This is a genomic window from Kitasatospora sp. NPDC057595, assembly GCF_042800875.1.
Taxonomy (GTDB): Bacteria; Actinomycetota; Actinomycetes; order Streptomycetales; family Streptomycetaceae; genus Kitasatospora.
In genome coordinates this window covers 53,581-75,671 of sequence record NZ_JBHVGL010000028.1, presented here as the reverse complement: position 1 = coordinate 75,671, position 22,091 = coordinate 53,581, and the positions used below count along the sequence as shown (strand labels likewise).

The window sequence follows — 22,091 nt, the reverse complement described above, 5'->3', positions numbered from 1 at the left end:
CGTGCCCGAGTAGTCGAACTCGGCGGCCTGACCGATCACGATCGGACCGGAACCGATCACCAGGACGGACTTGATGTCAGTGCGCTTAGGCACGCTGGCCCTCCATGAGCTTCACGAAACGGTCGAAGAGGTAGGCCGCGTCGTGCGGGCCGGCAGCCGCTTCGGGGTGGTACTGCACGCTGAAGGCGGGCACGTCGAGAGCCTGGAGGCCCTCGACCACGTCGTCGTTGAGGCAGACGTGGGAGACCTCGACCCGCCCGTACGGCGTGTCGCTGACCTTGTCCAGCGGCGCGTTCACGGCGAAGCCGTGGTTGTGCGCGGTGACCTCCACCTTGCCGGTGGTGCGGTCCTGGACCGGCTGGTTGATGCCGCGGTGGCCGTACTTGAGCTTGTAGGTGCCGAAGCCCAGCGCCCGGCCGAGGATCTGGTTGCCGAAGCAGATCCCGAAGAACGGGGTCTTGCGCTCCAGCACGCCCTGCGCCACGGCGACCTGGTGGTCGGCGGTGGCCGGGTCGCCCGGGCCGTTGGAGAAGAACACGCCGTCGGGGTTGACCGCGTAGACGTCCTCCAGGGTGGCGTTGGCCGGCAGCACGTGCACCTCGATGCCGCGCTCGGCCATCCGCTGCGGGGTCATCGCCTTGATGCCGAGGTCCAGGGCGGCGACGGTGAACTTCTTCTCACCGACCGCCGGCACCACGTACGCCTCGGTGGTGGCCACCTCGGCGCACAGGTCGGCGCCCTTCATCTCGGGCGAGGACTGCACCTTGGCGAGCAGCGCGGCCGGCTCGGCGAGCGTCTGGCCGGAGAAGATGCCGCAGCGCATGGCGCCGCGCTCGCGCAGGTGGCGGGTGAGCGCCCGGGTGTCGATGCCGCTGATGCCGACGACGCCCTGGGCTGCCAGCTCCTCGTCCAGCGAGCGGCGCGAGCGCCAGTTGGAGGCGACCCGGGCGGGGTCGCGCACGACGTACCCGGCGACCCAGATCTGCTTGGACTCGTCGTCCTCGTCGTTCCAGCCGGTGTTGCCGATCTGCGGAGCGGTCATCACGACCACCTGACGGTGGTACGACGGGTCGGTCAGGGTCTCCTGGTAACCGGACATGCCGGTGTTGAAGACCGCCTCGCCGTAGGTCTCGCCGGTCGCGCCGTAGGCCTGGCCGCGGAAGGTCCGGCCGTCCTCCAGGACGAGCACGGCAGGGACGCGCTCCCGCCGTTGGCGCTGCGTGGTGGGGGCAGGTGCGGTCATGACGCGGCCTCTTCCGTCTTCTTCGTCGTCGTACGTGTTGCTGTGAGCTGGGTGATCGCCTCGACCCAGCCGGTGTGCTCATCGGGGTGGTCGGCCCGGAACCCGGAGTCCAGCTCGGTGCCCTCGTGCGTCCAGGTGACGACCAGGATCCCGGAGGGAACGACCTTGCCGGCGATCCCGGAGTCCGTCCGGGCACCGGTCAGGTGCTCGGCGGGGATCCAGAAGTCGACGTCACCGGGGCGCTGCACCAGCAGGCCGTGCTCGCCGAGGGTCAGATCGGCGCGGCTGCGGGTGCCCAGGCCGTGCGCGACGACCCGGTCCAGCCAGTTCCCCGCGGTCGTGGTGCCGTGGTACCGGCCACTGGTCTCCAGGATGGTCCGCCCGGCCCGTTCCGGCACGGCCGGCAGCGGGGGGATGCCGGACTGCAGGGTGCGCCGCCAGTTCCAGCCCTGGCGCATCAGCCAGTAGACCAGGCCGATGACCAGCAGCAGGCCGACCGTCCAGCCGAGGTAGCCGGGCCAGTTGGTGACCCTGGCCTGCTCCTGGGCCAGCAGGGCCACGGAGCTCACGCGAGCCCGCCCTGCTCGACCAGTTCACCGGCCAGCACGGTGGCGGTGCCGCGCAGGAAGGTGGCGTGCACCCGTCCGGGCAGGTCGAGGCCCTTGTAGGGGGTGTTGCGGGAGCGGGTGGCGAAGCTGTCGGGGTTCACGGCACCACGGTACGCGGGATCGAACAGCACCAGGTTGGCGGGCTCACCCACCGAGACCGGGCGGCCCTGCCCGGTGAGTCGGCCGATCCGGGCCGGGCGGTGCGACATCCGGTCCGCGACGCCCTCCCAGTTCAGCAGGCCGGTCTCGACCATGGTCTGCTGCACCACGGACAGCGCGGTCTCCAGGCCGACCATGCCCATCGCGGCCACGGCCCACTCGCAGTCCTTGTCCTCGGCCGGGTGCGGCGCGTGGTCGGTGGCGACGGCGTCGATGGTGCCGTCGGCCAGCGCCTTGCGCAGCGCCTGGACGTCCTCGGCGGTGCGCAGCGGCGGGTTGACCTTGTAGACCGGGTCGTAGGAGCGGACCAGCTCGTCGGTCAGCAGCAGGTGGTGCGGGGTGACCTCGGCGGTGACGTCCCAGCCCTTGCTCTTGGCCCAGCGGACGATCTCGACCGAGCCGGCGGTGGAGAGGTGGCAGACGTGCAGCCGGGAGCCGACGTGCGCGGCGAGCAGCACGTCGCGGGCGATGATCGCCTCCTCGGCGACGGCCGGCCAGCCGCCCAGGCCCAGCTCGCCGGAGACCTGGCCCTCGTTCATCTGGGCGCCCTCGGTGAGCCGCGGCTCCTGGGCGTGCTGGGCGACGACGCCGTCGAAGGCCTTCACGTACTCCAGGGCGCGGCGCATGATCACCGCGTCGTCGACGCACTTGCCGTCGTCCGAGAAGACCCGGACGCCGGCCGCGGAGTCGTGCATGGCGCCGAGCTCGGCGAGCTTCTTGCCCTCCAGGCCGACGGTGACGGCGCCGACCGGCTGCACGTCGCAGTAGCCGGACTCCTGGCCGAGGCGCCAGACCTGCTCGACCACGCCGGCGGTGTCGGCCACCGGGAAGGTGTTGGCCATGGCGTGGACGGCGGTGAAGCCGCCCTTGGCCGCCGCCTGGGTGCCGGTGAGGACGGTCTCGGCGTCCTCCCGGCCCGGCTCGCGCAGGTGGGTGTGCAGGTCGACCAGGCCGGGCAGCACGATCAGGCCGGTGGCGTCGATCTCGATGTCGGCCTCGGCGACCAGGTCGGTGCCGATCGCCCGGATCACACCGTCGGCGAGGTGGAGGTCCTGCGGGGCCCCGCCGAGGATCTGGGCGTTGCGGATCAGGTAGGTGGTCACTGAGCGGTCTCCACGGAATCGGTGCGGGGGGTGTCGGTGAGGGTGGCTCCGCCGAGCAGCAGGTAGAGCACGGCCATCCGGATGGAGACGCCGTTGGCGACCTGCTCGACCACGGTGCAGCGCGGGGAGTCGGCCACCTCGGCGGTGATCTCCATGCCGCGGACCATCGGGCCGGGGTGCAGGACGATGCCGTGCTCGGGCAGCTGGGCCATCCGGACGCCGTCCAGGCCGTAGCGGCGGGTGTACTCGCGCTCGGTGGGGAAGAACGCGGCGTTCATCCGCTCGCGCTGCACCCGGAGCATCATCAGCGCGTCGGTCTTGGGGAGCACCCGCTCCAGGTCGTAGCTGACCTCGCAGGGCCAGTTCTCGATGCCGATCGGCAGCAGGGTCGGCGGGGCGACGAAGGTGACCTCGGCGCCGAGCGTGGTGAGCAGGTGGACGTTGGAGCGGGCGACCCGGCTGTGCAGGATGTCGCCGACGATGGTCACCCGCCGCCCCGCGAGGTCGTTGCCGGCGCCCGGGTTGAGGTGGCGGCGGATGGTGAAGGCGTCGAGCAGCGCCTGGGTGGGGTGCTCGTGGGTGCCGTCACCGGCGTTGATGACGCTGCCGTGCAGCCAGTCGGACTGCGCCAGGCGGGCCGGCGCGCCGGAGGCGTGGTGGCGGATGACGACGGCGTCGGCACCCATCGCCTGCAGGGTGAGGGCGGTGTCCTTGAGGCTCTCGCCCTTGGAGACCGAGGAGCCCTTGGCGGAGAAGTTGATGACGTCGGCGGAGAGCCGCTTCTCGGCGACCTCGAAGGAGGTCTTGGTCCGGGTGGAGTCCTCGAAGAACAGGTTGACGACGGTCCGGCCGCGCAGGGTGGGGAGCTTCTTGACGGCCCGGCCGGAGAGCTGGGCGAGTTCCTCGGCGGTGTCCAGGATGAGCAGCGCGTCGTCGCGGCTGAGATCGGCTGCGGACACGAGGTGGCGCTTCACGCGGGCTACTCCGGGAGGTGCGGTTCGGTGGACTGGGCGGCCAGGGCCTGGGAGGAGCGCGCCGCGAAATCGCGGTCGCCGACGAGCACGGCGTCGACACCGTCGCGGTCGGCCAGGCGCACCTGGACGGCTTCGCGCAGCGAGGTGGGCAGGTTCTTGCCCACGTAGTCGGCGCGGATGGGCAGCTCGCGGTGGCCCCGGTCGACGAGGACGGCGAGCTGGACGGCGCGGGGGCGGCCGATGTCGTTGAGGGCGTCCAGCGCGGCGCGGATGGTGCGGCCGGAGAAGAGCACGTCGTCGACGAGGACGACGAGCCGGCCGTCGATGCCGCCGGGCGGGATCTCGGTGTGCTCCAGCGCGCGGGCGGGCTTCAGCCGCAGATCGTCCCGGTACATGGTGATGTCCAGGGTGCCGAGCGGGATGTCGCGCCCGGTGATCTGGGCGAGCCGGGTGTGCAGCCGGCGGGCGAGATGGACGCCTCTGGTGTGAATGCCGAGCAGCACGACGTCCTCGGCGCCCTTGGCGCGCTCGACGATCTCGTGCGCTATCCGGGTGATGACCCGGGCGATGTCCGTGCCGTCCAGCACCTGGTGCGGCGGCCGCGGCGTGGTTTCCTGGTGTGCGGTCATGCCGAAGCGGACCTCCTTCCCCGCCTCACTGGACGGGCCTTAAAGGATGTCTGGGACACCCGGCCTGACTGCGGCGCGGGCTCCGGTCATCCTACAGCGTCATTTGTGGCCAACCGACGGCCATCATTCCGCTCCCTGCGGTTCACGCACCGGACGCACCGGTGATGCGGCCCATTCGCACGACTGCCCCATTCGGCTTGACGCAACTACCTCACTCTACGTAACCTCACAGTGAGTTACGAGACGGACGTCGAACCCACCGGTAGCGGCGTCGGCACATCGCCCGTGACCCACCACTGAACGCGAAGCAATCTCGTCCGGGGAGATCAATGTCCAGCGACTACGCGAAGCAGCTCGGAGGCAAGCTCCGAGCCATCCGCACCCAGCAGGGGCTCTCCCTGCACGGTGTCGAGGAGAAGTCCCAGGGGCGCTGGAAGGCAGTCGTCGTCGGCTCGTACGAGCGCGGCGACCGTGCGGTCACCGTGCAGCGGCTGGCCGAACTGGCTGAGTTCTACGGGGTCCCGGTGCAGGAGCTGCTGCCCGGCGGCACCCCCGGCGGCGCGGCCGAGCCGCCGCCCCGCCTGGTCCTGGACCTGGAGAGACTGACCCAGGTCCCGTCCGAGAAGGCCGGCCCGCTGCAGCGCTACGCGGCGACCATCCAGAGCCAGCGCGGCGACTACAACGGCAAGGTGCTGTCGATCCGCCAGGACGACCTGCGCACGCTGGCCGTGATCTACGACCAGTCGCCGTCCATCCTCACCGAGCAGCTGATCTCCTGGGGCGTGCTCAACCCCGACGCGCGCCGTGCGGTGCGCGAGGAGGAGGCGAGCTGAGGCTCGCCGTACCGGCTCCCGTCGGCCCTCCCCGCCGGTTTCCCCTCGCGGGGCGGCGGACCGCTGACGGCCGACCACCGACGGCAGGCTCCTGACGGCGGACCGCCGACGGCGGGATCCTGGCAGCCGACAACAGCAGAAACGTCACGGCGCGGCCCCCGCGAGGGGTGCCGCGCCGCGGCGCGCTCCGGAACCGCGCTCCGGGACGCTCAGCAGACCGTCTCCAGCCGGTACCCCGGCTCGGCGGCCACCCCGTCCAGCCGCACCGGCCCCTCGGCGGGCGCCCAGACCCGGCCCTCGCTGGCCCAGGCCCAGGCCGTCGGCCGGTACTCGCCGCAGGCCGCCGCCGACCCCTGGGCGCCGTGCAGCACCGCGAGGCCGGGCAGCTCACGGGCCAGTCCGGCGCAGAGCACCGCGCAGAGCAGTTCGAGGTCCTCGTCGTTGATCCGGACGACGCCGTCCTCCCACTGGAGCACCCGGGCGGCCGCGGCCAGCCGCCCGCCGGGCGCGTCCACCGACAGGCGCAGCTCGTAGACCCCGCTGCCGGCGCCGAGCAGCATCCGGCGGAACACCTCGGCGCCCCGCTCGTAGGCACCGCGCACGGCGTCGTCGCGCTCCCCGTAGAGCCGGCCGTCGAGCAGCAGGTCGGCGTGGCGCAGGGTCAGGCCGTTCTCCCGGGCCCGGACCAGCCGGGGGACGAAGTCGCCGGCCAGCTCCTCGCCCTGGTAGGCGAGCAGTTGGGTGCGCAGCGGCGGGTTGACCAGGTAGCGGTCGCGGGCGGCCGGCTCGGCCGGGTCGAGGCCGTGCAGCAGGCAGAACTCGGCGAAGTCCTGCGGGTGGAACATCCGGGCCCGGACGGTGTCGAAGCGGTGCCGGGCGTCGGCCAGCAGCTCGGCGGTCTCGGCGAGGTACTGCTCGTGGTCGGCCGCGTCGGACAGCCCCCAGGCGCGGGCCCGTTCGAAGTCCGCGGGGCTGGTGAGCACGCCGATCACGAAGGCCTGGCCGGCGCCCTCGGCACGCTGCCGCTCGCAGGCCCCGTCGCGGTCGGCGGCGGCCCGCGCGCGGAGCCGGGGGCGGGAACCCGAGGCGGTGCAGTCGGGGGTGCGGCGGGCGCGGCCGTTGCGGCTCATCGGGGCTCCTCGGACGGGGCGGGCGGGGCGGGGCGGCGGCGGGTGGTACCGCCGACCTTGTCCTCCCCCGCCCCGCGTGGCGCACACGTACGACGTGTCACAGGACTGTAACCGAGGGTGAAGCAGGTGTTTGGAGTCACGCACGGTTGTGCGGCCCGACGCCCGCGCCCCGCGCTCCCGCCCCACGCGCGGCGCACCCGTTACTGGGCGTGCACGCCCGCTCACGCCTCCCCGGCTCGCCCCGGCGTGCCCCTACCGCGGCAGCCGGGCCAGCTGGCGCGACTGGGCGACCAGGCGGCCGGTCTCGTCCCACACCTCGGCGTCCTCCTCGAAGTACCCGCCCGCCACGTTCCGGGTGGCGTGCACGAGCCGCAGCCAGCCCGGCGCGGGCTTGGCGCGCAGGTGCACGGTCAGCTCGACGGTCGGCGCCCAGCCGGGCATGCCCAGGTCGAAGGTGACCGGCGGCAGCGCGTCGGCGGCCAGCAGGAGCAGCAGCGGGTCGGGGCTGCGGCCGTCGGCGAGCCGGAACCAGCCCTGGATCCGGCCGGTGCCGGAGGGCTGCCCGAGCGCCCAGCCGACGGTCGCCGGATCCAGCCGCATGTCGAACCGCTCCAGCAGCGCGGCCTGGGTGAGCAGCTCCTTGGGCGCGTGCTCGACACCGATGCACTGGTCCGGCGGCGGCAGCTGCGGCGGAACGGCGCTGGTGCGCACCTCGCCGTCGTGGGCGGCGAGGTCTCCGTGGCTGGCGACCACCCGCAGCCGCTCCACGCCGTCCTGGCTGAGCGCGGCGGTGCCGGTGGACAGCGAGCGGCCGGTGCGGATCACCTCGGTGCGCACGGTGGCCGGACCGGGGACGGCGGCGGAGAGGTAGTAGCCGCTGATCGAGACCGGGTCGGCGTGGCCGGCGCTCTCCGGGCGCGCGGTGTGCGCCAGCGAGAGCGCGTGGCCGGCCACGGCCAGCAGCAGTCCGCCGTTGACGCCGCCGCCGATCTGCCAGCCGGCGCCGAGTTCGCCGTCGTACCGGCCGGCCTCGTCCGGGTGCGGGGTGAGAGCGATGCCCTGGTCGAACTCGCTGCGGATCACCGTCGTCATGGGGGTGGCCTGCCCTTCGCTGCGGGGGTCGCCGAGGGCGCGGGCCGTCGGCGCACCAGGTTACTGGCGAGTAGGCACACCATACGCCGCCCGGATGAACACGCACGACGGCCGCCGGACCGTTTCCGGTCCGGCGGCCGTCTGCGCGGTGCGCGCGGGGTCAGCGGCGGATGCTGGGCTTCAGCTCCATGAAGCGGGCCAGCAGGCCGTTGACGAACGCCGGGGAGTCGTCGGTGGAGTACTCCTTGGCGATCTCCACGGCCTCGTCCACGACGACCGCGTCGGGGACGCGGTCCTCCCAGATCAGCTCGTACGCGCCGAGCCGCAGGACGTTGCGGTCTGCGATCGGCATCCGGTCGAGCGTCCAGCCGACCGCGTACTGCGAGATCAGCTCGTCGATCCGGCGGGCGTGCTGGACGTAGCCCTCGACCAGCTCCATGGTGTACTCGCCGACCTGCGGGGTGCCCTCGTCCGGCTTGGGCTCCCGGGCCCGGGCCACCCAGTCGGCGAGGACCGTCAGCGGGTCGACCCCGCGGTGATCGGCCTCGAACAGGATCTGGAAGGCTCGCGTGCGGGCCTTGGTACGTGCGGACGACACGGACTTACTTCACCCGGCCGAGGTAGCTGCCGTCGCGGGTGTCGACCTTGACCTTCTCGCCGGTGGTGACGAACAGCGGCACCTGGATCTCGGCGCCGGTCTCCAGCTTCGCCGGCTTGGTGCCACCGGTGGAGCGGTCGCCCTGGACGCCCGGCTCGGTCTCGGCGATGAGCAGCTCGACCGCGGCCGGGAGCTCGACGTACAGCGGCTTGTTGTCGTGCTGGGCCACCAGGGCGTCGAAGCCCTCCAGCAGGTACTTGGCGGCGTCGCCGACCACGCCCGGCTCGATGGCCAGCTGGTCGTAGGTGTCCATGTCCATGAACACGAAGTTCTCGCCGTCCTTGTACGAGAACTGCATGGTGCGCTTGTCGACGTTGGCGGTCTCGACCTTCACACCGGCGTTGAAGGTCTTGTCGACGACCTTGCCCGAGAGGACCTCCTTGAGCTTGGTGCGCACGAAGGCCGGGCCCTTGCCGGGCTTGACGTGCTGGAACTCGACGACGGACCAGAGCTTGCCGTCCAGGTTGAGGACCATGCCGTTCTTGAGATCGTTCGTGGAAGCCACGGGCGCACTTACTCCTGGATATAGCTGTCAAGGAACCAAGGGGTCGCGTCCTGTGCGCAACTGCCTCACAGGGCGAGGAGCTCCTTGGTGGTGATGGTGAGCAGCTCGGGCCCGCCCTCATCCAGGGGGCGCACGACGAGCGTGTCCTCGATCCGGACCCCGCCCCGCCCCGGGAGGTGGACCCCCGGGCCGACGGTGACCGGTACGCGGCTGTCCAGTTTACCCATGTCCGTGGGGCCGAGGCGCGGGGCCTCCCGGATCTCCAGGCCGATGCCGTGGCCGACCGGGTGCGGCGAGCCCTCGGTGTGCCCGGCGGCCCGGAGGATCTCCCGCGCGGCCCGGTCGGGCACGCACTGTTCGACCCCCGGCCCGAGCGCCTCCCGCCCGGCCCGCTGGGCACGGAACACCAGCCGGTGCAGCTCGACCTGCCAGGGCGCCGGGGCCGCCCCGATCACGAAGGTCCGGGCGGTGGACACCCCGTAGCCCCGGTACTGCGCACCGAGCACCACCGTCAGGAAGTCGCCCTCCTCCACCCGCCGGTCGGTCGGCTGGTGCGCCGGCTGCCCGGAGTGGCTCCCGGTGCCGACCGAGACCGGGAACGCCGCCCGGTCCGCGCCGTGGTCGATCATCCGGCGCTCCAGCTCCATCGCCAGGTGCCGCTCGGTGCGGCCGACCAGGATCGACTCCAGCAACTCGCCGAGCGCCTGGTCGGCGATCTCCGCGGCGATCCGCAGGTCGGCGATCTCGTGCTCGTCCTTGACCACCCGCAACCGCTCCACCGCCTGCCCCACGTCCACCAGCCGCACCCCCTCGGCCAGCCCGGCCACCGCCCGGTGCCGGGTGACCGTCAGATCGTGCTCCTCCACCGCCAGCCCCGCCACCCCCAGCCGCGCCGCCGCGGACGCCGCGGCCAGCGCGGTGTCCGCCCCGGCCACCACCGGCACCCGGGTCACCGCAGGGGCGATCAGGTGCTCCCCCGTATCGTCCGGCGGCAGGTCGTCCGGCAGCGCGAGCAGCACCCGGTCCCGGGTCAGCAACAGCGACGCCCCGCACGGCGGGCACCCGGTCAGGTACCGCACGTTCGCCGCCCTGGTGATCAGCGCCGCGTCGGCCCCGGACGCACCACAGTGCTCCCGCAACCGCTCCCGGCGGCCCGCGTACGCATCAGCCATGCGTCGAGCCTACGAACCCATCCCCCGATCCGCCCGCCGAACGCCCCCACCCGGGCCGCGGCCGATCCCGGTCACCGTTCCCGGAGCACGTACCGATCTCCCCCGTGCCACGGGCGACGGCGGACAGGCTCCCTCGGAACGACGGCACTCGCCCCGTCGCGGGGGCCGGGAAGTCGGCCCGTCCGACTTCCCATGCGGGCCACCGGGCCGCTCCGCCCGCCCGGTCAGTGGCCTCGCAGCTCCCGTAGGCGGGCGCGGTTGCGGTCGGCCAGGGCCGGGTCCCCGAGGTCCTCCGCGAGCTCGACGAGCAGTGCCCGGGCGGCTTCCTCCTTCTTCGACTGGCCCAGTTCCCGGGCCCGCCCGGCGCTCCGCTCCGCCGCGCCGACCGCCGCCTCGGGCCGGTTCAGCGCCCGCTCGGCCAGGGCCTCGACCAGCGGCAGGCGCATCAGCATCGGGGCGTCGTCCTCCTGACCGGCCAGTGCGGTGGCGTCCCGGAGCACGGCCAGCGCCTCCTCCGCCCGCCCGGCGGCCACCAGGGCCTGGGCGAGGTTGTAGCCCTGCACCACCACGCCGTGCGGGTCGCCCTCGTTGGCCCGCCGGGCGAGCGTGAACAGGTCCACGGCCCGCTGCGGCCTCCCGTCGGCGAGGCAGAGCAGGCCGTCGGTCTCCCACAGCACGCCGGCCAGCCGCGGCTCGTCCACCTCCGGCAGCAGGGCCGTCGCGGCCGCCAACTGCTCGGTGGCGAGCGGGTACTGGGCGCGCTCGTAGTAGGCGCGCCCGAGTTGGTTGCGCATCCGGATCACGGCGTCCGGCCGGCCGTCCGACCGGGCCGCCTCGATGCCGAGCAGATGGCTCTCGACCCAGTCGCCGTAGTGCTTGCGCCCGTGGTAGAGCGGCCAGAGCGACTCGCACAGCCGCCACACCTCGCCGTGCCACCCCTGCTCGGCGGCGGCCCGGACGGCCCCCAGCAGGTTGGCCCGCTCGCTCTGCAGCCACTCCAGCGCGTCGGTTCCCGACCCGAACCCGGGCAGCGCCGTCTCCTCACCCCTCTCCTGGAGCCGGAAGCGGTCGCCGATCGCCCGGTCGGCCAGCGCCGCGCGGCCGCGGTAGTAGGCGACGATCCGGGCCAGCAGCTCCAGCCGGCCGGGGAACTCGTGGACCGCCCCGACCGCGTGCAGCCGGACCAGGTCGTGGGCGCGGTAGCGGCACTCCGGCCCCTCCTCCGCGACGTCGTCCAGCAGGTGCGCCGAGCGGAGGTCCGCCAGACCGTCCGCCACCCGCGGCACCCCCACCGCCTCGGCCAGCTCGGCCGAGACCACCGGGCCGGGGTTGACACCCAGCAGCCGGTAGAACTGAAGGGTGTGCTCGGGCAGCCGCCGGTGGACGGTGTCGAGGACGTCCCCGACCGCGCCCTCCTCGTTGCTCAGGGATGACAATCCGTGCTCCTTGTCGGTCAGTTCGGCCAGTACCTGACTCACCCGGAGTTCCTCGCGGTCGAGCAGCCGGAAGCCCACAGCGTTCAGTGCCAGCGGCAGGCCGCCGCAGAACTCGACCAGCCGCTCCAGTTCGGCGTCCGTCCCCCGGTCCGGGCCCAGCCAGCCGCGGACCAGCTCGCTTCCGGCGCCGGTCGAGAGCGGGTCGAGGCGCATCACCTCGGCGCCGTCCAGCGCCAGCCCGGGCAGCCGCCGTCGGCCCGCCGCCACCAGCAGTCCGGTGGCCGGCAGCAGCGCCCGGACCTCGGCGGCGTGCTCGACGTTGTCCAGGAAGACCAGCACCTCACGCCCGGCCGCCGTCACGGAACGGAACGCCGCGGCCCGTTCGGCCGGTGCGTCCGGCACGAACGGAAGCCCGAACCCGCGCAGGAAGCCGCCGAGCACCTCGCCGAGGTCCACCCCGTCGAGGCGCCGGTGGGCGGCGAGGTCGGCGTACAGCTGGCCGCCCGGGAAGTGCGCCGTGGACCGGGCCGCGAACTGGGCGATCAGTTCGGTCTTGCCGACACCGCCGAGGCCGGTGAAGGCCACGACGGTCGGGCGGACGTCGTCCAACCGACCCAGCACGGCCTCCAGGCGGGCGAATTCGCCCTCCCGGTTGACGAAGGCCCGGCGCGGGCCGCGGATCTGCCGCGGCACGCCGATCCCGGGCGCCGCCATGACGATCGTGTCGGCCTGCATCACCGTGCCGTGGACCGTGCCCGACACGGTGTTGACCGTCCGGTGGCTTTCCGTCATCCGAGCGCTCCCTCCACCCCGTCCGAGTGCCGGGCCCCAGCCTACGGCGGGAGTTGAGGTGGCGTCAGGTGGTGCTGTCGGGGTGGGGTGGCTGGCAGGTGGGGCACCAGAAGAGGTTGCGGGAGGCGTGCTGTTCGGTGCGGATGTCGGTGGCGCAGATCAGGCAGGGCTGACCGGCGCGGCGGTAGACGTAGACCTCGCCGCCGTGGTCGTCGACGCGGGGCGGGCGGTTCATCGCCTCGGGGGTGTGCTCGGGGCGGACGGTGTCGATGCGGCCGGCGCCCACGCCCTCGCGCATCAGGGTGACCAGGTCGGCCCAGACCGCGTCCCACTCGGCGCGGCGCAGGGCGCGGCCGGGCAGCTGCGGGTCGATGCCGTGGCGGAACAGCACCTCGGCGCGGTAGACGTTGCCGACGCCGGCGAGCACCTTCTGGTCCATCAGCAGGGCGGCGACCGTCGTCCGGCTGCCGGCTATCCGCCGCCAGGCGGCGTCCGGGTCGGCGTCGGCGCGCAGCGGGTCAGGGCCGAGGCGGGCGGCGACGGCGGCCTTCTCGGCGTCGGTGATCAGCGCGCAGGTGTTGGGGCCGCGCAGGTCGGCGTAGTGCTCGTCGTTCTCCAGGCGCAGCCGGACCAGGCCGACCGGCTCGGGCACCGGGCCGTCGGCGGTCGCGCCGAAGGTGAAGCCGCCGTACAGGCCGAGGTGGACGTGCACCCAGGCGTCCTCGCCGAAGCCGAGGAAGAGGTGCTTGCCGGTGGCCTCGGCCGCGACCAGCTCCCGCCCGTCGATCAGCTTGGCGCCGTCCGCGAAGCGGCCCTGCGGGCTGCTGGCGCGGACCGGCCGGCCGCCGAAGGCACGGTGGTTCTCGGCGGCGAGGCGGTGGATGATGTGGCCTTCCGGCACGGGCGCGGCTCCCCCCGGTGGATCGTTCAGGACCCGTCCATCATCGCAGCCGGCACCGACAGTCCGGCCGGGCCCGCGGAGCCGCTCAGCGCACCGGGATGCCCATCAGCCGGGCCAGGATCACCCGGTCGAGTTCGGCGGCCGTGGCGGCGACGTCGAGGTGGGAGTTGTCGATGATCGGCAGGCCGGAGTTGTACCAGCCGGCCATCCGGCCGTGGATCCGGGCGACCTCCTCGTCGCCGAGCCGGCGGTTGCCGCTGCGCCGGGCGTTGCGGCCGAGCACCGAGTCCAGGCTGGGCAGCAGCACCACCGGGATCATGCCGGGCCCGATGTGCCGCTTCCAGCCGCCGAGGCCGATGGCCGGGCGGTCGGGGAAGACGGCGTCGTCGATGATGCAGGAGATGCCGTTGGCGAGGTAGTTGCGGCAGGCGAAGCCGCAGGTGCGGCGGGCCAGCCGGTACTGCGCCTCGGAGGCGTTGTTCCAGCCGGACTGCGGGTTGGCGAAGCCGGACTGCACCCATTCGCGGACGTCGTCGAGGCTGATGTGCGCGGTCGGCGTGGGGCGCCGCTCGGCCCAGTAGCGGGCGACGGTGGTCTTTCCGGCGCCGGCCGGGCCGATCAGCAGCACCGCGATCGGCCCGGTGGCCGCGTGCTGCTGCGGCGGCCGGGCGGGCAGCTGGACGGGCGCGCCGGACGGCAGCACGAAGTGGCCGGTGGAACCGGCGGGCACCGGCGCGGACGCCGGAACGGGCACCGGCACGGGTGCGGACGCCGGCACGGGTGCGGACGGGGGCACGGGAGCCGGCGCGACCGGTGGGACGACCGGTACCGGAACGGTCGGCGGGCCGGACGACGAGGACGCGGACCCGGGCACGGGATACGCCGGGGCTGCCGGGCCCCCCGGAGCCCCCGGGACCGGCGGAGCGACGGGACGCGGGGGAACGGGCCCACCCCCGGTGTACTGCGTCACGGCCACCTCCCGACTTCCCTCAGCGGGGACACTACACGCCGGTGCGGCGGTGGACACAGTCCGCCGCCGCACCACCGCTGGTCACCGCCCCGGCCGGGAACCGAGGGGCACCGACGCCCCCGTCAGCCCGACGCGAGCTGGTCGGCCAGCGCCCGCAGCGCGAGCTCGTACGAGCCGATCCCGAACCCGGCGATCGTGCCCGAGGCCACCGCGGAGATCACCGAGGTGTGCCGGAAGGTCTCCCGGGCGTACGGGTTGGAGATGTGCACCTCGATCAGCGGCGCGGTGCGCTGCGCGGCGGCGTCCCGCATCGCGTAGGAGTAGTGGGTGAACGCGCCCGGGTTGATCACCACCGGCACCCGGCCGTCGGCGGCCTCGTGCAGCCACTCGACCATGGTCTGCTCGGAGTTGGTCTCGTGCACCTCGACCTCGAAGCCCAGCTCCTTGCCGAGCGCCGTGCAGCGCTCGACCAGCCCGGCGTACGAGGTGGAGCCGTAGACGTCGGGCTCGCGGCTGCCGAGCCGGCCGAGGTTGGGGCCGTTGAGCACCAGCACCCGGGTCACGAGGACACCTCCGCGTAGGCCGCCACCAGCAGGGACGGGTCGGGGCCCTCCAGCACGGAGGTCTTGCCGAGGCCGTCCAGCACGATGAAGCGGATGAGGTCGCCGCGCGACTTCTTGTCGATCTTCATGGCGTCCAGCAGCTTGGGCCAGGCGTCCGCGCGGTAGCTGAGCGGCAGGCCGACCGAGGCGAGCACGGTGCGGTGCCGGTCGGCGGTCTCGTCGTCCAGCCGCCCGGCCAGCCGGCCGAGTTCGGCGGCGAACACCATGCCGATCGAGATGGCCGCGCCGTGCCGCCACTTGTAGCGCTCGTTGCGCTCGATGGCGTGGCCGAGGGTGTGGCCGTAGTTGAGGATCTCGCGGCGCCCGGACTCCTTGAGGTCGCCGGAGACGACGTCCGCCTTGACCTGGATGGCGCGCCGGATCAGCTCGACGGTGTGCGGCCCGGCCGGGGTCTTGGCGCCCTCCGGGTCGGCCTCGATCAGGTCGAGGATGACCGGGTCGGCGATGAAGCCGCACTTGACGACCTCGGCGAGGCCGGAGACGTAGTCGTGCCGGGGCACGGTGTCCAGGGTCGCGAGGTCGGCCAGCACGCCCACCGGGGGGTGGAAGGCGCCGACCATGTTCTTGCCCTCGGCGATGTTGATGCCGGTCTTGCCGCCGACCGCCGCGTCGACCATGCCGAGCAGCGTGGTGGGCATGGAGATCCAGCGGACCCCGCGCAGCCAGGTGGCGGCGACGAAGCCGGCCAGATCGGTGGTGGCGCCGCCGCCGAGGCCGACGACCACGTCGGTGCGGGTGAACCCGGTCTGCCCGAGCACCGACCAGCAGTACGCGGCCACCTCGGCGCTCTTCGCCTCCTCGGCGTTGGGCACCTGGAGGGCGATCGCCTCGTAGCCCTCGCCCGCCAGGTCCTCGCGGATCGCGTCGGCGGTGGCGGACAGCGCCTCGGGGTGGATGATCGCCACCCGCCGGGCCCGGGTCCCGATCAGCGGCGCCAGCTCGCCGAGCAGCTGGTGCCCGATCAGCACGTCGTACGGGTCGTGGCCGGCGCTGCCGCCGACGTGAATCCGGACGGTGTCGGTGTCAGTCATGGGGGGTCTTCAGCTCCAGTGCTTCCAGTACGGCGTCCGCGACCTGCTCGGGGGTGCGGCCGGCGGTGTCGACGACGGCGGTGGCCACCTCCAGGTAGAGGGGGCGGCGGGCCTCCATGAGCTCGCGCCAGCGGGCCCGCGGGTTGACCGCCAGCAGCGGCCGGGGGGCGTCCAGGCCGACCCGCTTGACCGCGTCGGCGAGCGGCACCTCCAGGAACACCACCGGCAGGGGGCGCAGCAGTTCACGGGTGGGCCCGGCCATCACCGCGCCGCCGCCGAGCGCGAGCACGCCGGGGTGGCTCGACGCGGCGGTCCGCACCGCGGCCGTCTCCAGGGCGCGGAAGTGCGGCTCGCCCTCGTCGACGAAGATGTCCGGGATCGGCTTGCCGGCCTGCTCCTCGATGTCCGCGTCGGTGTCGCGGAAGCCGACGCCGAGGCGCTCGGCGAGGACCCGCCCGACGGTGGACTTGCCACTGCCGGGCGGGCCGACCAGCACAATGGCCGGTGAGGTCATCGGACGATCAGGTGGTCGAGGTAGCTCCGGACGTTGCGCCGGGTCTCCGACACGTGGTCGCCACCGAACTTCTCGTTGACCGCGTCGGCGAGCACCAGGGCGACCATCGCCTCGGCGACGATGCCGGCCGCCGGCACCGCGCAGACGTCGGAGCGCTGGTGGTGGGCCTTGGCCGGCTCGCCGGTGCGCACGTCGAGGGTGCGCAGCGCGCGCGGGACGGTCGCGATCGGCTTCATCGCGGCGCGCACCCGCAGCAGCTCGCCGGTGGACAGGCCGCCCTCGGTACCGCCGGAGCGGCCGGAGACGCGCTTGGCGCCCTCGGGGGTCGGCACGATCTCGTCGTGCGCCAACGAGCCGGGGACGCGGGCCAGCTCGAAGCCGTCGCCGACCTCGACGCCCTTGATCGCCTGGATGCCCATCAGCGCGGCGGCGAGGCGGGCGTCCAGCCGGCGGTCCCAGTGGACGTGCGAGCCGAGGCCGACCGGGACGCCGTAGGCGAGCACCTCGACGACGCCGCCGAGGGTGTCGCCGTCCTTGTGGGCCTGGTCGATCTCGGCGACCATCGCCTTCGAGGCGTCGGCGTCCAGGCAGCGCACCGGGTCGGCGTCCAGCTTCGCCTCGTCGGCGGGCAGCGGCAGCACGCCGGCCGGGGCCTTGGCGGCGGCCAGCTCGACCACGTGGCTGACGATCTCGATGCCGCAGGTCTCCTTGAGGTAGGAGCGGGCGACGGCGCCGAGCGCGACGCGGGCCGCGGTCTCCCGGGCGCTGGCGCGCTCCAGGATCGGGCGGGCCTCGTCGATCGAGTACTTCTGCATGCCGGCCAGGTCGGCGTGGCCGGGGCGCGGACGGGTCAGCGCCTCGTTGCGGGCGAGACCGGCGAGCACCTCGGGGTCGACCGGGTCGGCCGACATGACCTGCTCCCACTTCGGCCACTCGGTGTTGCCCACCATGACGGCGACCGGGCTGCCCATGCTGAGGCCGTGCCGGACACCGCCGAGGAAGGTCACCTCGTCCTGCTCGAACTTCATCCGTGCGCCGCGACCATAGCCGAGCCGGCGGCGCGCCAGCGCGTCGGCCACCATGGCGGTGGTGACCGGTACACCGGCGGGCAGGCCCTCCAGCGTCGCGACGAGTGCGGGGCCGTGCGACTCCCCCGCCGTCAGCCAGCGCAACGTACCCAACGGAGCTCCTTCATCAGCGGACCGGCGCGGCGCTGCCGCCACCCGCCCGGGCTTGCCTTCTCCCCGAATCCTTTCATGCCGCACCGGCCGACCGGCCGCGGAGTCCGGTCACCGGACAGCATTCGGCCGACCGGCGGACGGGAATGGCTGGTCGGCATGCCCCTGACACGACCGCTCCCGATCCCGGGGCCGCCTCGGACGGCCGCCTCGCGCCGCCTCAGCCCGCTGCGAGCGCGGCCTCGCCGGCGGCGCGGATCGCCGCCAGCGGCCCCGGGGCGCGCCCGGTGAAGAGCTCGCTCTGCAGTACCGCCTGGTGCACCAGCAGGTCGAGCCCGCCCAGCACGGTCGCCCCGCGCTCGGCGCACGCGCCGGCCAGCTTGGTCGGCCACGGGTGGTACAGCACGTCGAAGAGCGCGCCCGGCTCGGCGGGGAGGTCGCCGGCGAAACCGTCGGTGGCCCCGGCCGGGGTGGTGGCCACGGTGAGCGGGTGGGCCAGCGCCTCGGCGCCGCGCGCCCAGTCGGCGGTCCGCACCGCCACGCCGAGCCGCTCCCCGAGCTCCGCCATCTCCCGGGCCCGCTCGGGGCTGCGGACGTGGACGGTGACCTCGTGGGCCCCGAGCCGGGCCAGCGCGGCCAGCGCCGCGGAGGCGGTGGCCCCGGCGCCGAGCACCGCGGCGGACGGCACCTCGGTGATGCCGCGCTCGCGCAGCGCGTTGACCAGCCCGGGCACGTCGGTGTTGTGCCCGACCCTGCGCCCGTCGGCGGTGAACACCAGGGTGTTCACCGCCTCGACCGACCGGGCGGTGGCGCTCACCTCGTCGAGCAGCGGGATGACCGCCCGCTTGAGCGGCATGGTGAGCGAGCAGCCCGCCCACTCGGCCTCGTCCAGCCCGGCGACGAAGCCGGGCAGCCCGGCCTCGTCCACCTCGAAGCGGTCGTAACGCCAGCCGTCCAGGCCGAGCGCCGCGAAGGCGGCCCGGTGCAGGGCGGGCGACAGCGAATGGGCGATCGGCGAGCCGAGGACGGCGGCCCGGTGCTTGCTGGTCACGCTGGTGCTCTCTCCCGGTCCGGCCCCGCTGGGGCGGTCGGTCACTTGGTGGTGCAGTGGATGGCGACCGGGTCGAACTTCTGGCCCGCCGCCGTGCAGTACGCCTTGACGTTGTTGGCGTGCTCCGTGTCCGTCTCCGCGAACAGGGTCGAGGTCGGCGACATCGCGATGAAGTACAGCCACTTGCCGTCCGCCGGGTTCAGCGTCGCCTTGAGCGCGTCGTCGCCCGGGTTGGAGATCGGCGTCGGCGGCAGGCCCGGGTTGATGTACGTGTTGTACGGGTTGGAGCCGTCGTTGATGTCCTTCTTGTCCAGGTTCTTGGTGCCCAGCGCGTACTGCAGCGTGGTGTCCATGCCCAGCTTGCCGTTGACCTTGCCCTTGTCGGCCAACCGGTTCTGGATGGTCTTGGCCATCTTGGCGAAGTCGTCCTTGTTGTTGCCCTCGGCCTGCAGGATGCTCGCCTCGATGACCACCTCGTAGCCGGACTTGAGGCCGATCTTCGACGCCTCCGCGTCCAGCCCCGAGTAGCGTTCCACCGCGTTCTTGACCATCTGCTTGAGCAGGTCCTCGGGCTTCATGCCCTCGGTGATCGAGTAGCGGGTCGGCCAGAGGAAGCCCTCGATGTTGCCCTTCGCGTACGCGGGCAGGCCGAGGTTGTTGATCTGCTCCTTGGCGACGTTGGCGGTGGTGCCCTTGGGCAGCTTCAGCCGGTCGTCGATCAGGCCGTAGGTGGCGATGGAGGTCAGGCCCTCCCGGATGATCAGCTTCTCGCCGCCGTTGGCGTCCACCAGGAACTGCACGGCCCCCTCGGCGGACATCTCCTTCGGCATGCTGTAGGCACCCGGCTGGATGGTGGAGCACTTCACGTTCTTGTCGCAGGCCGCGCTGAAGGCGTCGATGCTCTTCACCACGCCGGCCTGCTTCAGCGCCGCACCCATCTGGCTGCCAGCCGCGCCCTGCTTGATCTCCACGTTGACCGAGCCGGAACCCGGGCCGGGGAAGTCCGGCGCCGGGCCGAAGTGGTCCTTGTAGAAGCCGTAGCCGAACCAGCCCGCGCCACCCATGGCGCCGAGCAGCACCAGGGCGACCACCAGGCAGGCGCCGCCGTTGCGCCGGCCCGACTTCTTGCCCTTCTCCTTGCGCTTCTTCTTCGCCTCGCGGGAGTCGTCCTCCTCGCCGAGGAAGCCGCCGTGCCCGTCCCCGTCCGCGCCGTCCTCGTGGTACTCGTCCTCGGCGTACTCGCCCTCGTGACCGTCCCACTCGGCCTCGACGTGCTCACCGCCGTCGGCGGGCGCGACCGGGTCGGCGCCGGCCTCCAGCGCGGCGGCTTCCGCCTCCCAGTCGATGCCGTCCGGACCGGGGCCGGAGGGCTGCCCGGCGGCCGGCTGCTGATCCTGCCGCGCCGGAGCGCCCTGCTGCGGAACGGCCTGCTGCGGCCCGCCCTGCTGCGGAACGGCCTGCTGGGGAACGCCCTGCTGGGGCGCACCGTGCTGCGGCATGCCCTGCTGCGGATACCCCTGCTGCTGGCCGCCGAACGGCTGCTGGCCCATGCCCGGCTGGCCGCCCATGCCCTGCTGCGCCATCTGCTGCTGGGGATAGCCCTGCTGACCCCCCACACCCTGCTGCGGGAAGCCCTGCTGCTGCGGATAGCCCTGCTGCGGCACCTGCTGCTGCGGGTACCCCTGCTCACCGCCGTACTGCTGCTGGCCGCCCATGCCCTGCGGGTTCATGCCTTGCGGGTTCACGCCCTGCTGGTCCATGCCCTGCTGCGGCATCTGCTGCTGGGGGTAGCCCTGCTGACCGCCGTACTGCTGCTGGGACTGCTGGGGATGCTGCTGCCACTGCCCGTCCTGCGAGCCGGGGACCGGCTGCTGACCGCCGTACCCGGGGTCTCCCGGATTCCACGGCTCGGAGCCCTGGGGGCCGTAGCCCCGACCCAGATCGGTCATTGATCCCCTTATACCGACGGAGACGACCGGAGGATCGGCCCGGTCGCCCGGGACGGCGTCCCGGCTGCTTGTCGAACCGGCGTGCTAGCGCAACACCTGGACGGAGACGCTACCGTACCGCAGTCAGGTGCCCGATCGGGGCGCCGCCCGCCCGCTACGGCGCCCCCGGCGAGGCCGGAGCGGGCGGGGAGGCGGAGGCCGGGGCCGAGCCGGTCGCCGACGCCGGGGCGCTCGGCGAGGCCCGGTTGGCGTTGAACTCCGCGACGTTCTTCTGCTGCACCTCGAAGCTGTCGGTGAACCGGGTGTCCCCCGGCTTCACGGTCACGAAGTAGAGCCAGTCCCCCGGCGCCGGGTCCACGGCCGCCATGATCGCCTGCCGCCCCGGGTTGGAGATCGGCGTCGGCGGCAGCCCCGCGTGCTTGTAGGTGTTGTACGGGGAGTCGAGCCGGGTGTCGGTGACGCTGGTGTTCAGCGTGGAGCGCCCCATCGCGTAGTTGATGGTGGAGTCCAGCTGCAGCGGCATGTTCCTGGCCAGCCGGTTGTAGATCACCCGCGCGACCTTCGCCATGTCCTCGGGGTTGTCGGCCTCCCCCTGCACCATGCTGGCGATGGTCACCAGCCCGTACAGCGACTGCCCGAGGTTGGTCGCCACGACCTCCGCGTCGTCCCGGGCGTACTCCTTGCCCGCCCGGTCGACCATCTGCTTCAGCAGGTCGACGGCGGTGGTGTCGTCGGTGACGGCGTACGTCGCGGGGAACAGGTAGCCCTCGGGGACGCCGTTGGCGCTCTCCGGCAGGCCCAGCTCGGCGGCCTGCTCCTTGACCGTCCGCTCCGCGGTGCCCGCCGGGAGCTGGAGCTTCTTGTCGATCGCCGCGTAGATCTGGCTGCCGCGCCATCCCTCGGGAATGGTCAGGCCGTTGGCGTTGGCCGGGTCGATCAGCACGGCCAGCGCCGCCGCCGCCGACATCTTGAGCCGCAGCGTGTAGGTGCCGGGCTGGATCCGCCCGGCCGCCGCCGCACTGCCCCGGGCGGCCCGGGTGAAGGCGAGCGAGCTGGCCACCACGCCGTTGCGCACCAGCGCCGAGGCGATCTGGCTGAGCCCGGCGCCCTCCGGCACGGACACCTGCACCGAGCCGGACCCGTTGCCCGCGTAGTCGGCGGCGGCCGGCGGCTTGCGCTGCCCCTGGATCCAGCTGAACCCGGCCAGCCCGATCCCGCCGAACACGGCGATCAGCGAGAGCGCGGTCAGCAGACAGGCCAGTCCGTTGCGCCGTCGGCGTGGATCCGGCGCATCGGGGCGCGGGGCGGGCGCGCCCGGCGGGCGGCCCTCCGGTTCGGTCGCCGGCGCACCGAGGTGGCCGGGGCTCAGGCCGGGTGTGAGGTCCAGATCGGTCACGGCGGCGTCCCCTCGGCGGTCCGCGTGGCACGCGGAACGACGGCAACGGCAGAGGGGTGCGGGGGGGGGGGGGCGCCCGCCCCCGCCCCCGCCGGAGGGGTCAAACATCCCGCGCCCCCCCCCCCCCCACCCGCACACGCCCCG

At 73.5% G+C, this 22,091-nt stretch carries 22 protein-coding genes; 2 read left to right on the top strand and 20 right to left on the bottom strand.

Features of this window, described 5'->3' with window-relative positions; translation table 11 throughout:
• Positions 1-85: 85 nt before the first annotated feature.
• Genes carA through pyrR form a run of 5 tightly spaced genes read right to left on the bottom strand, consistent with a single transcriptional unit; the run spans position 86 to position 4,716 of the window.
• Complete coding sequence (carA, locus tag ACFU9E_RS31710; RefSeq protein WP_380688179.1) at positions 86-1,243, bottom strand: glutamine-hydrolyzing carbamoyl-phosphate synthase small subunit; 1,158 nt, start codon at positions 1,241-1,243, stop codon at positions 86-88.
• Complete coding sequence (locus ACFU9E_RS31705; protein ID WP_380688177.1) at positions 1,240-1,812, bottom strand: hypothetical protein; 573 nt, start codon at positions 1,810-1,812, stop codon at positions 1,240-1,242. The genes carA and ACFU9E_RS31705 overlap by 4 nt, the downstream gene beginning before the upstream one ends.
• Entirely contained in the window at positions 1,809-3,113 is a 1,305-nt protein-coding gene (locus ACFU9E_RS31700) for a dihydroorotase (RefSeq protein WP_380688175.1), read from the bottom strand. Before ACFU9E_RS31700 ends, ACFU9E_RS31705 begins: the two co-directional genes overlap by 4 nt.
• Positions 3,110-4,087, bottom strand: coding sequence for an aspartate carbamoyltransferase catalytic subunit (locus ACFU9E_RS31695; RefSeq protein WP_380688173.1), 978 nt, complete (start codon positions 4,085-4,087; stop codon positions 3,110-3,112). Before ACFU9E_RS31695 ends, ACFU9E_RS31700 begins: the two co-directional genes overlap by 4 nt.
• 5 nt (positions 4,088-4,092) lie before the next feature.
• Complete coding sequence (pyrR, locus tag ACFU9E_RS31690; RefSeq protein WP_380688171.1) at positions 4,093-4,716, bottom strand: bifunctional pyr operon transcriptional regulator/uracil phosphoribosyltransferase PyrR; 624 nt, start codon at positions 4,714-4,716, stop codon at positions 4,093-4,095.
• Between the two features lie 329 nt (positions 4,717-5,045).
• On the opposite strand from pyrR, the gene ACFU9E_RS31685 reads away from it, so the two are divergent.
• Complete coding sequence (locus tag ACFU9E_RS31685; protein WP_031072501.1) at positions 5,046-5,549, top strand: transcriptional regulator; 504 nt, start codon at positions 5,046-5,048, stop codon at positions 5,547-5,549.
• Positions 5,550-5,758: 209 nt separating this feature from the next.
• Here the strand turns inward: ACFU9E_RS31685 and ACFU9E_RS31680 are convergent, their stop codons facing one another.
• The 14 genes from ACFU9E_RS31680 to mltG (ACFU9E_RS31615) all read right to left on the bottom strand — a co-directional run bounded on the left by ACFU9E_RS31680 (position 5,759) and on the right by mltG (ACFU9E_RS31615) (position 20,101).
• Positions 5,759-6,679 carry a hypothetical protein gene (locus ACFU9E_RS31680; RefSeq protein ID WP_380690081.1) on the bottom strand — a complete coding sequence of 307 codons (921 nt, stop codon included), beginning with the start codon at positions 6,677-6,679 and terminating at the stop codon, positions 5,759-5,761.
• A gap of 252 nt (positions 6,680-6,931) precedes the next feature.
• Positions 6,932-7,771 carry a thioesterase family protein gene (locus ACFU9E_RS31675; RefSeq protein ID WP_380690083.1) on the bottom strand — a complete coding sequence of 280 codons (840 nt, stop codon included), beginning with the start codon at positions 7,769-7,771 and terminating at the stop codon, positions 6,932-6,934.
• A gap of 160 nt (positions 7,772-7,931) precedes the next feature.
• Entirely contained in the window at positions 7,932-8,369 is a 438-nt protein-coding gene (gene nusB, locus ACFU9E_RS31670; protein WP_355375561.1) for a transcription antitermination factor NusB, read from the bottom strand.
• 4 nt (positions 8,370-8,373) lie between these two features.
• A complete protein-coding gene (gene efp, locus ACFU9E_RS31665) occupies positions 8,374-8,934 on the bottom strand; it encodes an elongation factor P (protein ID WP_380684232.1) in 561 nt (186 codons plus the stop codon).
• 65 nt (positions 8,935-8,999) lie between these two features.
• Positions 9,000-10,106 (bottom strand): M24 family metallopeptidase, encoded by a 1,107-nt coding sequence (locus tag ACFU9E_RS31660; protein WP_380684233.1) that lies wholly within the window; start codon positions 10,104-10,106, stop codon positions 9,000-9,002.
• 224 nt (positions 10,107-10,330) lie between these two features.
• Entirely contained in the window at positions 10,331-12,334 is a 2,004-nt protein-coding gene (locus tag ACFU9E_RS31655; protein ID WP_380684234.1) for a hypothetical protein, read from the bottom strand.
• Between the two features lie 64 nt (positions 12,335-12,398).
• Positions 12,399-13,235, bottom strand: coding sequence for an Fpg/Nei family DNA glycosylase (locus ACFU9E_RS31650; RefSeq protein WP_380684235.1), 837 nt, complete (start codon positions 13,233-13,235; stop codon positions 12,399-12,401).
• Positions 13,236-13,320: 85 nt separating this feature from the next.
• Complete coding sequence (locus tag ACFU9E_RS31645; protein ID WP_380715539.1) at positions 13,321-13,995, bottom strand: AAA family ATPase; 675 nt, start codon at positions 13,993-13,995, stop codon at positions 13,321-13,323.
• Positions 13,996-14,327: 332 nt separating this feature from the next.
• On the bottom strand, positions 14,328-14,768 hold the full coding sequence (gene aroQ / locus ACFU9E_RS31640; protein ID WP_380684237.1) for a type II 3-dehydroquinate dehydratase: 441 nt from the start codon (positions 14,766-14,768) through the stop codon (positions 14,328-14,330).
• On the bottom strand, positions 14,765-15,859 hold the full coding sequence (gene aroB / locus ACFU9E_RS31635) for a 3-dehydroquinate synthase (RefSeq protein WP_380684238.1): 1,095 nt from the start codon (positions 15,857-15,859) through the stop codon (positions 14,765-14,767). The genes aroQ and aroB overlap by 4 nt, the downstream gene beginning before the upstream one ends.
• Complete coding sequence (locus ACFU9E_RS31630) at positions 15,852-16,373, bottom strand: shikimate kinase (protein WP_380684239.1); 522 nt, start codon at positions 16,371-16,373, stop codon at positions 15,852-15,854. Before ACFU9E_RS31630 ends, aroB begins: the two co-directional genes overlap by 8 nt.
• Positions 16,370-17,554, bottom strand: coding sequence for a chorismate synthase (gene aroC, locus ACFU9E_RS31625; protein WP_380684240.1), 1,185 nt, complete (start codon positions 17,552-17,554; stop codon positions 16,370-16,372). The genes ACFU9E_RS31630 and aroC overlap by 4 nt, the downstream gene beginning before the upstream one ends.
• Before the next feature lie 217 nt (positions 17,555-17,771).
• On the bottom strand, positions 17,772-18,602 hold the full coding sequence (locus ACFU9E_RS31620) for a shikimate dehydrogenase (protein ID WP_380684241.1): 831 nt from the start codon (positions 18,600-18,602) through the stop codon (positions 17,772-17,774).
• 41 nt (positions 18,603-18,643) lie between these two features.
• Positions 18,644-20,101: an endolytic transglycosylase MltG gene (gene mltG, locus ACFU9E_RS31615; protein WP_380684242.1), complete on the bottom strand. Its 1,458-nt coding sequence runs from the start codon at positions 20,099-20,101 to the stop codon at positions 18,644-18,646.
• Between mltG (ACFU9E_RS31615) and ACFU9E_RS31610 the strand changes: the two genes are divergently transcribed.
• Positions 20,090-20,554 (top strand): hypothetical protein, encoded by a 465-nt coding sequence (locus ACFU9E_RS31610; protein WP_380684243.1) that lies wholly within the window; start codon positions 20,090-20,092, stop codon positions 20,552-20,554. The genes mltG (ACFU9E_RS31615) and ACFU9E_RS31610 overlap by 12 nt on opposite strands.
• A gap of 151 nt (positions 20,555-20,705) precedes the next feature.
• Here ACFU9E_RS31610 and mltG (ACFU9E_RS31605) read toward each other — a convergent pair whose 3' ends face one another.
• Positions 20,706-21,947 (bottom strand): endolytic transglycosylase MltG, encoded by a 1,242-nt coding sequence (mltG, locus tag ACFU9E_RS31605; RefSeq protein ID WP_380684244.1) that lies wholly within the window; start codon positions 21,945-21,947, stop codon positions 20,706-20,708.
• Between the last annotated feature and the right edge of the window lie 144 nt (positions 21,948-22,091).